The following is a 16,549-nucleotide window of genomic DNA, read 5'->3' as shown; positions in this document are numbered from 1 at the left end:
GACGATCTTGTGTCCCAGCCCGTTGATGAGGGCGTACACGAGGGCGACGTGAAATAATATGACCAGCCCTATCCCTGCCAGTTTCTTGCCCGGCTCTTGCTGGCGTTCTGAAAAATCCATTCCTGCTTTCTCCTCACTCTAAGAATACAGATGACGATCTGGATAATCGTCGTTCAGTAAAAATCAACTTCAATTGTTTGCCGTATTGCAGATACTGGCCAAGTCTGATGTCGCACGGTATCTGCTGATGGCTGATGCTCTTCGCGCAAAAAAGCCAGTAGTGTAAGCAATATTCATGACAGCAAAAATACATTCGTACTTTTCATTACTGAGTAATGGTTGCATATCGGCGATCAAAAGAGGTCGGCAAAGACGAAGTTGCTAAGTTCTCGCCAGACTGGTGATTGATATCCAATAGTTCGCGCGGTACGATCAGTTTGTGATGACTTAGCATGGTAGTGTCTCTGGTCTTTGCTTGTTTAAGTAGTGTTACTACATTAATTTGCGGGCTATTTGTATTTATTTTATCTTGTGACGATCCTCTTGTAGAGGGTTATCGTTGATATTTTGAGTGATTCTAACCCATTCCAGATAAAAGTGTTAGACATGTTTGTTTTAAATATGTAGTATTACTACATTAAACATAGATAAAGCGGAATGCTTTGATGGATTGCTAAAGTCTGGCGGATGAAAATGAGTGATGAGAAGTTGGTACAAGAGCTTAGGAATGTCTCTGCACTGGCACCGCGTTTGCTGGCTGATGTTGGTGGGACGAATGCGCGGTTTGCACTGGAAGTACGCCCGCATTGTTTTGAAGCGGTCTCTGTGCTCGCCTGTAATGCTTATCCCGATATATATAGCGCTATCTGTGCTTATCTGGAGAATGCCGCAGTGCGTGCCGTGCTTGCTTTGCATCCGGGCGTGATTGAGCATGCGGCGATTGCGATTGCCAATCCGGTGGATGGCGATCTGGTGACGATGACCAATCATCATTGGACGTTTTCTGTGGAGTCATTGCGTCACGCACTGGAACTCAAGACTTTGCTGGTGGTGAATGATTTTACAGCGCTGGCAATGGCCTTGCCGCATTTGTCCGGAGCCCAGCGGCAGCAGATTGGCGAGGGTGTTACCCAGGCTAATCGCGTGATTGGATTGATTGGCCCGGGTACGGGTTTGGGTGTTTCTGGAATTATTCCCGCAGGTGCGCATTGGGTGCCGCTGTCGAGCGAAGGCGGGCATGTCACATTCGCACCAGCCAGCCTTGCTGAGTTGGAATTAATGGAAAAAATCTGGGTTGATTACCCGCATATCTCTGCTGAAAGACTGATTTCAGGTATGGGATTGGAATTGATTTATCAAACTTTGATGCGCTCCGCCAGAGATGTTGGTGAGGATCAATTGCCAGCGGCCGAGATTACTCGTCGTGCGCTGAGTGGCGATTGTGGTGTCTGTATTGATACGGTGTCGCATTTTTGTGCGATGTTAGGAACCGTTGCGGGTAACTTGGCGTTGACACTGGGTGCGACGGGAGGGATTTATATTGGCGGTGGTATTGTGCCGCGCCTGGGGCAGTTATTTGCAGAGTCGGCGTTTCGTCAGCGTTTTGAGGCGAAAGGGCGATTTGCTGACTATCTGGCGAATATTCCAACGTATGTCATTACGGCGCAATATCCGGCATTTCTTGGTGTTTCTGTCATTTTGTCTGAAAAACTGGCTGCTGCGCATCCATAAGCGGCTCACTCAATGTTATTGATATCCATGCCTGAGTTTTTATTTCCCGTTCATGGTTGTGATGTTGACACGGTGCGTGTTGACGAAATGGCGTGATACGCTGAGCAGTTTCATCAGCGGTGAAATCGTATATTCAGATTCTGCCTGTGGTAAATTGCGGAAGATTTGCGAATGCTGTCTGTCTTCGTGCAACAACTGATATTGACTGATATCCCTATCATTATCGGGCTGCTTCAGCCTCCTCCTCGATCGTCGGGTGTAGTCGATACCGAAAATAGTAATTAACCCAAGAATCATGACGACTCAACAAGCACTGAAAGAACATGTTAACGCTGCGGGATTTTCTGCAGGACCACGGTTGCTGGCTGATATTGGTGCAACCCATGCACGCTTTACTCTGGAATCCTCGCCAGGTGTCTTTGATGCGGTGCGTGTTCTGAAGTGCGACGATTATGCTGGGATTATCCCGCTGCTGCATGCGTATCTGGATGCGCATCGCGGCAGTAAGGTGCATCACGCGGCGTTTGCGCTTGCCAATCCTATTGATGGTGATCAGGTGCGTATGACGAACCGTGACTGGACATTTTCAATTGAGGATGTGCGTCGTGAGTTTGGTCTGTACACGCTGCTGATCGTGAATGATTTTACGGCGCTGGCGATGTCGTTGCCGGGCTTGCAAATCCAAGACCGTATGCAGGTCGGTGGCGGTGCTCCGGTCGAGAAGTCGGTGATCGGCGTGCTGGGGCCGGGTACGGGACTCGGCGTGTCAGGATTGATTCCTACCGCAGATGGCTTCGTCACTCTGGGCAGTGAAGGCGGTCATGTTAATTTTGCGCCTTGTGACGAAAGAGAATACGCAATCCTGCAATTTGCATGGCAGGAATGGCCGCATGTATCTACGGAGCGCTTGATTTCCGGCCCAGGACTGGAGTTGATTTATCGTGCACTGGCGCACAGAAGTCAGCAGCCGGCACAGGCATTCAGTGCGCAAGACATTATGCGTGGCGCACTGACGGATGGTGATGCGTTGTGTCTGGGGTCCTTGGAATGTTTCTGCGGCATTCTGGGCAGTTTCAGTGCGAATCTGGCGGTGACGCTGGGTGCTTTTGGCGGTATTTACATCGGCGGTGGCATTGTGCCGCTCATGGGGGAATGGTTTCTGACTTCTCCATTCCGTAGCCGCTTCGAAGCCAAAGGCCGTTTCAGCAACTACCTTGCGCAGATTCCGACGTATGTGATTACCACGCCTAATCCGGCGTTTTATGGCGTGTCAGCGATTTTGTCAGAACATTTGCGTGGGCGCAGTGGCGAGAGTTCATTAATGGACAGGATTGAGCAGATTCAGTCTGCGCTGACTCCAGCGGAGCGCCGCGTTGCCAGACTGGTGCTGGAACATCCGCGTACCGTGCTTAATGAGGCGATTGCCGAAATTTCTCGTCTTGCTGATGTCAGTCAGCCCACCGTGATTCGTTTTTGCCGATCGCTGGGATTTTTAGGGTTGGCTGATTTTAAACTGAAATTCGCCAGCAGCCTGACTGGCACGATACCGGTGCGCCACAGCCAGGTGCGAATGAGCGATAGCACGCACGATCTGAGTGCCAAGGTGATTGATAATACGGTCTCAGCAATTTTGAATTTCCGCGATCAGCTGGAAGTACATTCTCTCGATCAGGCGATTGCATTGCTGCGGAAAGCGAAAAAAGTAGAATTTTATGCGATGGGAAACTCCCGTGCTGTGGCATTGGATGGTCAGCATAAATTTTTCCGTTTCCGTATTCCCACTGCCTCCTATGGCGATGCGCACCTGTTCTCGATGGCGGCAGAATTGCTTAATCCTGGCGATGTGGTCATCGTGATTTCCAATTCCGGACAGTTGCCGGAGTTGCTCAATGCCGTTGATGTTGCTCGTCAGGCGGGTGCTGATGTGATTGCGATCACGCCCAATCAGTCGCCATTGGCGAAGAAGGCAACAGTTTGTCTGGCGGTCAATCATACCGAAGACAATGCCACGTTTTTGTCGATGATCTCGCGCATCTTGCAATTGTTATTCATCGATATTCTGGCGGTCAGCCTGTCGGTAGAGGCACCGCAAACCGAAGGTGATCAGCAGCAGAATAGTGCCCGGTTTAGTCGCCTCATGATTTCACATCTTGACAGTTAAGATCGCTCATTAAGACTGGCAGTGACGTTGGAAACTGTGCTTAAAACTACGATGAAGACTACGATGAAGACTACGATGGAAACTAAGACGCGGATGGAGGCGCGGATGAAGGTGACATCTCACTTGCTCATCAAGCCGGTCATCAAATCCGCTCATAAAGGCGATGAATGAGATTTGCCAAGTCAGTCTTGCAAACCAGCACATTCACGTAGAAATTATGGATACTCCCCCCTGTAATGACTACTTTTCCGGCTGCACTCATTGAAAAATAAGGCGGCTTTAAATGTACTGGGGGGAGTATATTTTAGGGCCTATAAGCACCCTGATGCCGTTCTGGCGATGATTCAACGTGATGACGCTATATTCTTTTCTGATCTCATTTGTCCTTCAGGTAAAGATCGTCGTCAAAAGTGAACAGCCAGTCCGGGCGATACACTGCAAATATGGTGACCAGAAACCCCACCAGAAATGCTTCGCCCCATGCCAGTAACAGCATATATGCCATCGCATCGCCCGGAATCCTTTGCAGCGGGAAAATCAGCTGATGCATCAGCAGTGCCAGCAGGCCCGTACCTGCGTTAACAACCAGTGAGCCGAAAAAGCCATTCCCGAACAGATACACAAACATATGTTGGGGCAGGTAGCGTTGCGTCAGTCGCAGGATGGTTTCACTCAGATACGTCGGCAATATGGCCAGCAACAGAAAATTGATTCCCAGATTGCTCCATTGCCCATCATATTCGGCTGTGTAGGCCATCACCGCCACGGCGATACCCAGCGTGGCAAGGTGGCGTCCGAACATCAGGGCAAACAAGGCAATACCCATCAGATGCAGGTACAGATCGGCATGCACATGAATGCGCATACGCCATACTAAGGTCAACACGATAATGCTGGCACACCAGGCAGAAAACACCGTCGGCGCCTGTAAGCGCTGCCAGGGAATCCGGCGTATGGATTGCCACAGAAAATAAAGTGCTGGCAGCAGACACAGGAGGCTGTCAAACAGATCCAGCGAAGTATAAAAAAAGCCCATAAACAACCGTAGCAGGAAATGATCGGGATGATCGGATGATATACCCAGTCGGCATCGATGGTACTGCGATCTGGTCGGGGCTGACGATCCGGTCTCGAATAATCATAGCGCGATTCACTTGCCGACCACCTGATGGATATCAGGAAAACTGACATTGCATGAGCTTACTTTGCTTACTTTGTTATTGCGATCAGTCACGTCTGCCTTGTCCGCAATACTGGTCGCACCTGTCAGACAGATCGCCAGTATCGCGTATTGCAGGCAATCTGCTCCTGATTGCGCGAAAAAATTTCATGCTTGAGCCTTGCCCGTGTCTGAACGGTGACAAGCTGAAGCATCAGAGGTGAAAGCATTTGACGTATATCCTTGCCGCGCGATAACAATGCGAGAATAGGAAACATCCGGTGCTGTGCCGATGACCTGTAAGTCATTTGCAGATAGTGAAGTAGAGAATAGTCGAATAACAAGCTCAACAGCAAGCCGGCAACCGGTATGAAAACAAGCGGCGCGATCGCCATATAGCGCAACATATCACGCAACATAGAGCAGTACATCACACACATTCCTGCAGGCCTTTTTTTGAGAGTGAACAGTATGAGTTATTCCTCCCCACGTCAGCTACTTCTTGATTTATATACCAGCGCCGTGAATGCGGTCAGTGCAGAAAAATGCTTACCAGCTTTTTTACCAGCGCCGCCATCACATGGTCGCACGCTGGTGATCGGTGCCGGTAAGGGGGCAGCGGCGATGGCAAAAACGGTCGAAGATCACTGGCAGGGCCCTTTATCCGGCCTGGTGGTGACGCGCTACGGTCACGGTGCTGATTGCCGTCAGATTGAAGTCGTAGAAGCCGCACATCCGGTTCCTGATGAAGCAGGCCGCGCCGCCGCAGGGCGTATCATGCAGATGGTGCAAGGGTTGACGGAAGATGATCTGGTCTTATGCCTGATTTCGGGTGGCGGTTCATCTTTACTGGCGTTACCGGCCGAGGGCATCAGCCTTGAGCAGAAACAGGCAGTGAATAAAGCCCTGTTAAAAAGCGGTGCGACTATTTCTGAAATGAATTGCGTGCGCAAGCATTTATCGGCAATCAAAGGGGGTCGTCTGGCCTTGGCCTGCGCACCTGCCAGAGTCGTGACCTTGCTGATTTCTGACGTACCGGGGGATGATCCCGGCGTGATCGCCAGCGGCCCGACCTTGCCTGATCCCGGTACTTGCGCTGATGCACTGGCTATTTTACGCAAGTACCAGATCGCTATTCCCGACAACATTGTCAGCCATCTGGAATCCGGTGCTGGCGAGACACCCAAACCCGATGATGCCCGTTTTTCACGCAATAGCCATCAGGTGATTGCGACTGCGCAGGAAGCATTGCAGGCAGCCGCAGCAACAGCCCGTGCAGCAGGCATTACACCGTATATTTTGTCTGATGAGATCGAAGGTGAGGCCAGAGATGTGGCGCTGGTACATGCCGCGATGGCGCGACAGGTAGCGCTGTATGGGCAGCCATTTCAAAAGCCTTGTGTTTTGATCTCTGGCGGTGAAACCACGGTAACGGTACGTGGCTCTGGGCGCGGCGGGCGCAATGCTGAATTCCTGCTCAGTCTTGCCGCGGCGCTGGATGGTTATCCCGGGATTAGCGCAATTGCTTGCGATACCGACGGTATTGATGGTTCAGAAGACAATGCTGGTGCGATTTATGCTTTTGATTCCATGCAAAGAGCGGAAGCGTTGCAACTCCGGGCGCGTCAGATGCTGGAGAATAATGATGGCTACGGTTTTTTCAGTGCACTGAATGATCTGGTTGTGAGTGGACCGACTCGCACCAATGTGAACGATTTCCGCGCCATTCTGATCCTTTGAAACCACGATTGAATACAGGGAGTACCGTATCATGGGAAAACTCAGTACGCATGTATTAGACATCGTCCAAGGTAAGCCTGCCGCCGGTGTCCGTCTGGAGTTGTATAAAATTGGTGATGAATATCGCGAGCTGCTGAAAACAGAGACCACCAATCAGGATGGTCGTTGCAATGCGCCGCTGCTGGAGGCCGCGGAATTGCAGAGCGGTCAGTATGAACTGGTTTTTGCAGCAGGTGATTATTTCGATGCACAAGGGATGCAGCTGCCGGAGCCGAAGTTCATTGATCTGGTGACGATCGCTTTCGGCATTGCAGATACGACGCAGAACTACCATGTGCCGCTGGTCGTCTCGCCCTGGTCTTATTCCACGTATCGCGGCAGTTGATGTTGTTCATGTCGCTGGTGCTGCTGATGTCACTGGTGTCCCTTGTGCCCCTTGTGCGCTAATAACGTGAATAACCTTACTCTTCATCACGGGAATGTACGCAGCGACCGGCGGCATAGGTCGCAGCTACGGCTCTGTCATCGCCCAGAATCGCCAGCGCAAACAAGAGTTCTTCCAGACTGTCTGCTCGCGCGGTACGGCGTGCCAGTAAGGGAGTTGCCTGTAAATCCAGTACGATGAAATCAGCTTCGTTGCCACTGCTGAAGCTGCCCAGCGTGCCTTCAAGCTGCATACTGCGCGCAGCACCCAGTGTGGCCAGATAAAACATTCGTAGTGCTGGCAGATGCGTGCCTGACATACGGGCAACTTTGTATGCTTCATTCATGGTGTGCAACATCGAAAACGAGGTGCCGCCACCAACGTCAGTAGCCAGTGACAACGGAACCTGCATGGCATCGGCGCGTTCAAAATTGAACAGGCCGCTACCTAAAAACAAATTCGAGGTCGGGCAAACAGCAACGGCAGCACCAGTGTCCGCCATGCGACGGCGATCCAGATCATCGAGCCAGATGCAATGTGCAAACATCGAACGCGGTCTTAACATGCCGTAGTGATCATAGACATCCATATAGCTACGTGCTGACGGAAACAGCGCGCGTGCCCAGGCGACTTCATCCGTATTTTCAGCGACATGGGTTTGCAGGTAGGTATCGGGATAGGCGCGCGCCAGCTCACCGGCAAGATGCATTTGTTCCAGCGAGGAAGTGGGAGCAAAGCGCGGTGTGATGGCATAGAGGGCGCGCCCGCGCTTGTGCCAGCGTTGTATCAGTGCTTCCGTATCCCGTATTCCGCTCTCTGCCGTATCCTGTAAAAAATCCGGGCAATGTCTGTCCATCAGCACTTTACCAGCGACCATGCGCAGATCGCGTGCTTCACTGGCAGCGAAGAAGGCATCGACAGAGGCCGGATGCACGGTGCAGTAAACCATTGCTGTCGTGGTGCCACAGCGTAGTAATTCATCCAGAAAAAAATTGGCTACTTCAATGGCGTGCAATGGGTCGGAAAACTGTTTTTCTGTGGGGAATGTGTAGGTCTCCAGCCACGGCAACAGACCCTCTGCAGGGGAGCCGATGATGTCTGTTTGTGGATAATGAATATGCGTATCGATGAAGCCGGGCATAATCAGTTTGCCCCGGAAATCCCGTATCTGCAGGTCTGGCGGGATACGCTGCTTCAGCACCTCATAGTCATCGGCGGCGACAATTTTTCCGTCAGCAATCAGCAGCAGACCATCTTCATGCCAGCGATAAGCCTGCTCATGGAATGCCGGATCCTGAATGAAATGCAGCAGACTGGCACGATACACCTGCATGCCGGAATGGTCTGTTGTCATGCGCATACGGAGGTTCCTTGTATTGTGAGATGGTTCAAATGCTGGCCTGCTGCACTACGTGTCATGTTCGCTGGCAGGCAAGTGATGAAGGCTGGTAAAGGCTGGTAAAGGCTGGTAAAGGCTTCATTCTGTATGCTTTTCTTTGTTTGCCAGTGTTTCCTGAGTGAGCCTGGTTAACTTCGTTGCTTCAGTTACCTCAGCTACCTCAGCTACCTCAGTTGCAGCAGTTGCCCTGGCCTGCATTGCTTGCACTGCTTGGACAGAGCGTAAAATTGATTCGCAGGTCGCAGGTGCTTGCAACGGTGGATGATATTGATGTCCGGCGACGCTGGCAACTGCATCACGGATCGCAAAGAATACAGAAAACGCCAGCAACAGTGGCGGCTCGCCGACTGCTTTGGAGCGGTGAATGCTATCTTGCGTATTCTGATTCTTGAACAGGCGGACACGGAAATCATCAGGACAATCAGAAATGGCCGGAATTTTATAAGTTGATGGTGCGTGTGTCATCAGCTTGCCATCCTTGTTCCACCATAGTTCTTCGGTTGTCAGCCAACCCATTCCCTGAATAAATCCACCTTCCACCTGACCGGTATCAATCGCAGGATTCAAAGAGTTGCCGGCATCATATAAAAGATCGGTGCGCAATAATTTCCATTCTCCGGTCAGAGTATCGACGATCACTTCCGATACCGAAGCACCATACGAAAAATAAGAAAACGGATGCCCCGTCATCGTAGCCGGATTCCAGTGTAATCCGGGTGTGGCATAAAACCCATCCGACCATAATTGCACTCGCGCCAGATAAGCCTGTTGTACCAACTGTGGAAAAGGGATGATCTGCTGATGCAGATACACATGACCTCGCGCAAAGTGGACATCAGATACTTCGCCGCCATGCAACTGACAAGCAAATTCTGCCAGACGCAGACGCAAGGTATGCGCTGCATCTTGTGCTGCCTTGCCATTCAGATCCGCGCCGGTAGAAGCAGCAGTTGCGGAGGTATTGGCTACCTTGCTGGTATCGGTCGCACTGATCCTGACCTGATCCAGACTGATTCCCAGTTCATGCGCCACCACCTGACAGATTTTGGTGTGTATCCCTTGTCCCATTTCAGTACCGCCGTGATTGACCAGTACCGAACCATCGGTATAAATATGCACCAGCGCGCCAGCTTGATTAAAGTGCGTCACGTTAAAGGCAATGCCAAACTTGACAGGTGTCAGAGCCAGTCCTTTTTTCAGCGTCTGATGGTGTCGATTGAAGTGTTGAATTTCCGCGCGACGTTGACGGTACTGGCTGGAGGTTTCCAGTTCCTCTGTCAGTTCATGCAGAATATTGTCATCGATGTGCTGACCATATTGAGTGACATTGCGGCCTTCGTTGTCATTGCGTCCGTAAAAATTCAGACGGCGTATATCCAGTGCGTCCTGATGAAGTTGGCGTGCAATGTCATCGATCGCGTATTCCATGATGATGGCACCTTGCGGTCCGCCAAATCCGCGAAATGCGGTGTTGGATTGCGTATTGGTTTTGCAGCAAAAAGCACTGATTTCAACATCCGACAAATAATAAGCGTTATCGACATGACAGATGGCACGTGTAGCGACAGGTGCTGACAGATCGGCAGAATATCCGGCGCGTAACAACATACTGATACGCGCACCCAGGATGCGGCCATCATCGTCGTAACCCACATCGTAGTCATATTCAAAACAATGTCGCTTGCCTGTGACCAGCATGTCATCGTCGCGATCCGCCCTGAGTTTGACCGGGCGTTGCAGATGCCACGCACATAATGAGGCCGCGGCCGCCCATAGTGCCGATTGCGATTCTTTGCCGCCGAAGCCGCCGCCCATACGCCTGCATTCCACGCGAACCTGATGTGAAGCAATGCCCAGTGCATGCGCAACAACGTGCTGCATTTCTGTCGGATGCTGTGTGGAGCAGAGCACGAGCATATTGTGGTCTTCGCCCGGAACAGCGTAAGAAATCTGACCTTCCAGATAAAATTGCTCCTGCCCGCCGACTGCCAACGTTCCCCGCACATGATGGGGAGCCATTGCGAGTGCTTTTTGCGCGTCACCTCGTTGCAGGTGCATTGGTGGCACAACAAATGATTGCGCTGCCATTGCGTCGGCTGGTGTCAGTGCTGCCGGTAATTCCTGATAGCTGATGTGTGCTTGACGCGCTGCATGTCGCGCATGATCGTGGCTGTCGGCGACAACGACAAAAATGGGTTGCCCGATGTACTGCACCAGATCGGATGCCAGAATCGGATCATCATGCAGAATGGGGCCGCAGTCGTTGATGCCGGGGATATCTTCTGCCGTATAGACGGCCACCACGCCAGCAGATTGCCTGACTGCGTCCAGATTCATTGCCGTGATACGTGCATGCGCTTTGCTGGATAAGCCCAGTGCTGCATGCAATGTGCCTTGTATTTCAGGAATATCATCGATGTATCTCGCCTGACCAGTAACATGCAGGATGGCGGACTCATGCGGACGTGATTGCCCGACTTCTGCCCAGTCCGCAATCAGTTGCTGAGTTTGTGTTTTTGTCAGACCAGAAGAAGGGATGTCGATAGACGTATTCATGGTGTGATCATCCTTGCAGGGAGCGTAACGCTGACTGATAGGTGCTGATGGAACTGGGGCCAGAGGGTGTATCTGTACCGGTTTCCAGCCAGAAGCGGCGCAACAGATTTTGTGCCGCTTGCAGACGATATTCACTACTCGCACGCATGTCCGTGAGTGGCTGATAATCCTGTGCAAGGCAGCTCGATGCCTGCTTCTGAGTCTCTTCGTTCCAGCGTTGTCCTACCATGGCGGCTTCTGTCCGTGGGGCTCGTCTGGTCGTGGCTGCCATACCACCGAAGACAATTCTTGCATCACGTATCAGATCGTCTTCCAGCGTGATGCTGAAAGCACCGCATACCGCAGAGATATCCTGATCCACCCGTTTTGATAATTTATAACAGCGAAATTGCACACCGGCTTTTGGTAAAGGAATGCGTATGCTGGCGATGATTTCATCGGCATGCAGGTCTTTCTTCATGTAATCCAGATAAAACGATTCCAGCAATACTTGTCTGTCTTGCGTCTGACTGCGCAAAACAATTTCTGCACCCAGTGCAATCAGCCAGGGAGCGGAATCACCGATCGGTGAGCCATTTGCCACATTGCCGCCCAGCGTACCTGTGTTGCGAATCGAGTGTGACGCGAAGCGTTGCCAGAGTTTGTGTAGTTCCACCGCGTAGTGTTGACAGATGACGGCATAGGCATCATTCAACGAGACAGCCGCGCCGATACTGAGGTGGCTATCCGTGCGCTCGATCTGGCGTAATTCATCAACTTCCCCCAGATAAATCATATCGCCCAGATGACGCATTTGTTTGGTAACCCATAATCCGATATCGGTAGAGCCAGACAATAATGTTGCGTCAGGGTATTGCGCTCTCAGTTGCAGCAACTCCGACATTGTGCGCGGAGCATAAAATTGTTGCCCCTGAGCTGAATACTGAAAACCTTCCTCGCGTTGCAGTTTGCTTAATGCCGCCGCCAGAGTATGGCTGTCAAAATGAACCGCCGGTAATTCCTTCATGCGTCTGGCTGCATCAATGATAGGGCGATAGCCAGTACATCGGCATAAATTACCTGACAGAGCTTCATTCACTTCTTCTCTGGATGGTGCTGATGTCTGAGTTTCTTTTTTCAGATAAAGACTCCATAACGACATCGCAAAACCTGGTGTGCAAAAACCGCATTGAGAAGCGTGGCAATCCACCAGTGCCTGCTGTACCGGATGCAAATCGCCATTCGACTGGCGTAAATCCTCGACGGTAAAGACTGCTTTGCCATCCAGCGTGGGCATGAATTGAATACACGAATTAACGGCATTCATCTCCAGCCGGTCGCCATGCAACTGTGCCACGACTACTGTACAGGCGCCACAATCGCCTTCGGCACAGGCTTCTTTGGTGCCACTGCAATGGCGCTGTTCACGCACATACTGGAGCAGGGTGCGGGTGGTAGGCTGGTCACTGACAGTCTGCATAGCCCCCTGAAAATAAAAACGAATCGCTTCAGACATTATTGCTCCCACGGGTCATTCGGTATTGAATTCTCTGCATGTAATTCTTTGTATCTTATTCTCTATTCATCACAAGGCTTTGCTGTGCCAGCTTAACATTGGGCTGGATATGAGATATCAGTAAGAGATGATAACCATTATCCGCACCAATCTTGTTTTAAGCGATGCAAGATCGAGCAGTATCAAGCCATATCAAGTCATATCAAGTCATATCAAGCAATACCCGCGCCAACGCTCAGGTATCGACAATCGGCCGTATAAGCAACTACACTGAGCGTTTCTGGCTACCTTCAACTGGCAATCCATATGACAAACCTTGGCTTTTCAAATAGCAGTGCGGCGCGTAGTGACGCTTCTGCTCATTACGATAAAAAAACCATCTGGCTGCATTGGCTGACCGCGTTTCTCGTCTTTGGTTTATGGGTAGTCGCCCACACTATAGACTGGTTTCCGCGCGGTACTCCCCGGGTGCTGGTTCGCAGTTTGCATATCAGTGCCGGGACATTGTTGGCTGGTATTGTGTTGTTCCGTATCTGGTGGCGCTTAACTTCGGGCGCAAAACTGCCGCCATCAGCATCTGGAATGCAGCAGACACTCGCAACATTGGTGCATATTCTGCTTTATGTTTGTGTCATTGCAACGGTGGTGATTGGTTTTGCCAACACATGGATACGTGGTGATAATATTTTTGATTTATTTCGCATTCCCGCTTTTGATCCCGGTAACAAAGAATTGCGCAGTGCCGCTGGTGAGTGGCACGAACTTGCGGCCAATATTCTTCTTGTATTGGCACTGGCACATGCCGCCGTCGCGCTTGCACATCATTACATTTGGAAAGATGGTATCTTGCATCGGATGTTACTCAGAAAATAGAGATGATCTGCGTAAAGCAATATCATACAATTGGGCGTATATAGTCTGATGAGGGTAGTAGTTACTTTTATTGAATGAGTTGAATCACTCGTTCAGCGAGGTAGTCACAACGCTGTGAATGAGCGATGACGGTAAAATGAATCATTATCATGAAATAAATAAAGCATTAGAAACCAGCATTCAATGTGGATTGATCATCATGGCCGGTCGACCATTGGTTTCAGGCGATGTACATTTTCAGCCTGAAAATCTTTTCTTCAATTTTTTTCAAGGTTTCATCGTCGCATTTTTAATTACAAAATTTTCTCGAAAATATCGATCACGACAATGAGCCATGCGCGTACCAGTACTAGTACCAGTAGCTGCTGAAATGGTTCATCACAAGCGTGGCGAATTCACGGTCTGTAGCATTGCCGATATGGTTCAAGTACCTCGTGAGGGATACTTATTTTTATTCATCATGAGTGTGAAAAATTGATGAATTTCTGAATATGATCGCTGACAGGTGTAATGGAAAAAAACGCAGATAGTCAATGTAACGCGGCGACAGAAGTCATGTTTGACGGCGCATGTCCGCTATGTCGTACTGAGGTCGGGGTATATCAGCGCATACAAGCAACAGAAGAAATTCGCTGGATTGATGTCTCAACATCTGAATTTAATCCGCCTTCAGGGATGACAAAAGAGCAGCTCCTGCGACGCTTTCATCTCATTACCCCTGAGGGTGTGGTTTTGAGTGGTGCTGCTGCATTCGTCTTTGTCTGGAATCGGTTACCAGGCTGGCGGTGGCTCGGTATGGTTGCCAGAATACCCGGCATGCTCTTTTTCATGGAAGGAGCGTACCGCTGTTTTCTGGTGATCCGACCGCTGTTGCAAAGAATAGCGAAGCGCTTTGTCTCTGCTTGAATATGTCTGAGTCGGTTTAAAGATAAGCGGATGCCTGACAACTTCTTATTTGCCAGGCATTTTTCAGACCAGAGCTAAAACTGACACTGAATCATTTCAGCATCGATGAGATCAATACCCGGAGAGTAACGTATCTGTTTTTCTGTATATCAATGGGTAGCTTCGAAGCGACTTTCTTTAACTCGTATTTGAATGTGACTCTCTGTGCATACAGCATCAAGTTGCCATATCGTCAGCCAATTCAATGCGATTTCTGCCGTTGGTTTTTGCTTTGTACATTGCCACATCTGCCCGCGCCAGAAGGCGATCGAGGTTTTCTTCATTGTTCATTTGACGTGCGATGCCGACGCTGAGTGTGCAGAGGGGAATGTCATCTTTTGCTGCAAGCAATGCTGTCTGAATACGTGCAGCCGCTCTTTGCGCTTCCTGAATGCTTGTGCCCGGTAACAGTGCAACAAATTCCTCTCCGCCAAACCGTGCAACCTGATCGAATTCGCGCAAGGTATTACGAATTTGTGTTGCGACGTGGACTAATGCCTTGTCACCCATCGCATGTCCATACACATCATTGATAGATTTAAAATGATCAATATCTATCGCCAGCGCAACGAGAGGTGCATCTGTCTGGCGTCCATGCGATTGTATGCGTTGATAATATTCCATACAGCCACGTCGGTTCAGTAGCCCGGTGAGAGGATCTTGCCTGTTACGGCGTTCCAGCAATAGTTGTAAATGTCTTGATGCAAGGACAAGAAACGCGACACTCAATAGCTGCACGAGTATGTTCGACACCGCCAGATAACTTGTGGCAAGAGGTGTCCCGGATAACAGATTAACGCTATCGTCACCCAGCAGGACTGCCGCCGTACCACGCACCAGTGTCAGTGCCACTTGCATGAGCAACAGCGTGAGGAAGAAATACGTACTGAAATGCCGCTCGCCATGGCGCCACGACAATCGTATCTGCAATAAATGAATCACTATTTCTGCTGCCGAAAACACGGCTACCCGAGCGGCAAAACTGGGAGAGACCACCAGCCACCAGATGAGTCCAAACATCGTGCTGGTCCAGATCACCAAAAATAATCCCCAACTCTGTCGCCGACCCAGGAATAGTTCTGTGCCGAGTAGAGACAGCCACAATCCCAGCATCAGCGCGCCATTGTAGGCTGGCACAACGATGAAATCTGTCAGCGTGCCTCGAAAAGCCAATATCAGGATGGCGAACAATATCGACAGTTGCCCCCAAGCCCAATAATTAATTCCACGTACCTCGGTCTTGAAACTCTGGTGAACAAAAAACATGAGAATGCTCAGACCAACACAAACAGAAGCGGTCATGAACAACAGTGTGTATATATCCAGCGGTTTCATAATGGGTTCGTCGCCATCGGGTTTCAGAACATGATGTTTGTATTAAAAAACAGATGCTTCTCCCAACAAGCTTATTTCTTTCAAATGATCTGCGAGTTTCCGACTCTTTGGAATACTTGCTGATGAATAAACATTTATTATGCCCTGCTACATGCTTTAAAGCATTATTTTTGTTCTGCTGTGTCAACCTTCGTTTGCGCTAGTGATGGCTTCGCTGAAGCAATTATTCAGTCAAAAAAACAGCCTTCTCTATTTTCAGTCAGTACGTTCATGTAGCGTTTCAGAGTATCGAAAGAATAGATATTCCCCGTTATTTCAACTGCATTGAATCAGCTATTTTCAATTGTGAAGATGTCTTATTTCATGGTGCTCAAAAAAAGCTTTGCGACGATGATCTGATCAACATAAAAACACTCAAAGCAGACTACCCAACATGAAAATTAAACTTCAGACAATATAATAAGTCCATAGTCATTTAATTAAGACTAGATTGATGAGTTAACTATCTTTTTTAAATAGATTTAACAATTACTTGATATTAAAAATATTTGCCAGAATAAATTTTTTGAAAATTTAACATCCTTTAACGAAGCAGGTTCACTCCACAAAATTTCAAAATGACAAACTCACGAACGATCACAATCAAAATGCGACTGACATTCAGCTTTGCTATTTTGACTTGTACAGTAGTGAGTGAATCTGCGTTGATGCGCATTTGATGGCGCTATTTT

General features: G+C 49.7%; 11 protein-coding genes. 6 read left to right on the top strand and 5 right to left on the bottom strand.

Annotated elements, in window-relative coordinates:
• The first annotated feature begins 693 nt into the window (after positions 1-693).
• The gene (locus tag ACO0LB_RS19360; RefSeq protein WP_423052116.1) at positions 694-1,731 is read left to right on the top strand and encodes a glucokinase; all 1,038 of its coding nucleotides are present in this window, start codon (positions 694-696) and stop codon (positions 1,729-1,731) included.
• Positions 1,732-2,026: 295 nt separating this feature from the next.
• Positions 2,027-3,892 carry a glucokinase gene (locus ACO0LB_RS19355; RefSeq protein WP_423052113.1) on the top strand — a complete coding sequence of 622 codons (1,866 nt, stop codon included), beginning with the start codon at positions 2,027-2,029 and terminating at the stop codon, positions 3,890-3,892.
• 376 nt (positions 3,893-4,268) lie between these two features.
• Here ACO0LB_RS19355 and ACO0LB_RS19350 read toward each other — a convergent pair whose 3' ends face one another.
• Positions 4,269-4,928 carry an energy-coupling factor ABC transporter permease gene (locus ACO0LB_RS19350; RefSeq protein WP_423052111.1) on the bottom strand — a complete coding sequence of 220 codons (660 nt, stop codon included), beginning with the start codon at positions 4,926-4,928 and terminating at the stop codon, positions 4,269-4,271.
• 594 nt (positions 4,929-5,522) lie between these two features.
• Here ACO0LB_RS19350 and ACO0LB_RS19345 point away from each other — a divergent pair.
• The gene (locus ACO0LB_RS19345) at positions 5,523-6,791 is read left to right on the top strand and encodes a glycerate kinase type-2 family protein (protein WP_423052109.1); all 1,269 of its coding nucleotides are present in this window, start codon (positions 5,523-5,525) and stop codon (positions 6,789-6,791) included.
• 31 nt (positions 6,792-6,822) lie between these two features.
• On the top strand, positions 6,823-7,176 hold the full coding sequence (gene uraH / locus ACO0LB_RS19340; RefSeq protein ID WP_423052107.1) for a hydroxyisourate hydrolase: 354 nt from the start codon (positions 6,823-6,825) through the stop codon (positions 7,174-7,176).
• 76 nt (positions 7,177-7,252) lie between these two features.
• Here the strand turns inward: uraH and guaD are convergent, their stop codons facing one another.
• The 3 genes from guaD to xdhA form a co-directional block, all read right to left on the bottom strand.
• Positions 7,253-8,575, bottom strand: coding sequence for a guanine deaminase (guaD, locus tag ACO0LB_RS19335; protein WP_423052105.1), 1,323 nt, complete (start codon positions 8,573-8,575; stop codon positions 7,253-7,255).
• 117 nt (positions 8,576-8,692) lie between these two features.
• The gene (gene xdhB / locus ACO0LB_RS19330) at positions 8,693-11,170 is read right to left on the bottom strand and encodes a xanthine dehydrogenase molybdopterin binding subunit (RefSeq protein WP_423052103.1); all 2,478 of its coding nucleotides are present in this window, start codon (positions 11,168-11,170) and stop codon (positions 8,693-8,695) included.
• A gap of 7 nt (positions 11,171-11,177) precedes the next feature.
• On the bottom strand, positions 11,178-12,665 hold the full coding sequence (xdhA, locus tag ACO0LB_RS19325; RefSeq protein WP_423052101.1) for a xanthine dehydrogenase small subunit: 1,488 nt from the start codon (positions 12,663-12,665) through the stop codon (positions 11,178-11,180).
• A gap of 306 nt (positions 12,666-12,971) precedes the next feature.
• Between xdhA and ACO0LB_RS19320 the strand changes: the two genes are divergently transcribed.
• Positions 12,972-13,538, top strand: a complete 567-nt coding sequence (locus ACO0LB_RS19320; protein ID WP_423052099.1) for a cytochrome b — start codon at positions 12,972-12,974, stop codon at positions 13,536-13,538.
• Between the two features lie 510 nt (positions 13,539-14,048).
• Complete coding sequence (locus ACO0LB_RS19315) at positions 14,049-14,444, top strand: thiol-disulfide oxidoreductase DCC family protein (RefSeq protein WP_423052097.1); 396 nt, start codon at positions 14,049-14,051, stop codon at positions 14,442-14,444.
• A gap of 216 nt (positions 14,445-14,660) precedes the next feature.
• Here the strand turns inward: ACO0LB_RS19315 and ACO0LB_RS19310 are convergent, their stop codons facing one another.
• Positions 14,661-15,749, bottom strand: coding sequence for a GGDEF domain-containing protein (locus tag ACO0LB_RS19310; protein WP_423052095.1), 1,089 nt, complete (start codon positions 15,747-15,749; stop codon positions 14,661-14,663).
• Positions 15,750-16,549 lie beyond the last annotated feature (800 nt).

It is taken from the genome of Undibacterium sp. SXout7W, assembly GCF_049339385.1.
Classification (GTDB): Bacteria; Pseudomonadota; Gammaproteobacteria; order Burkholderiales; family Burkholderiaceae_D; genus Undibacterium.
The sequence above is the reverse complement of the archived record's forward strand: the minus strand, read 5'-3'. Positions and strand labels throughout refer to the sequence as shown.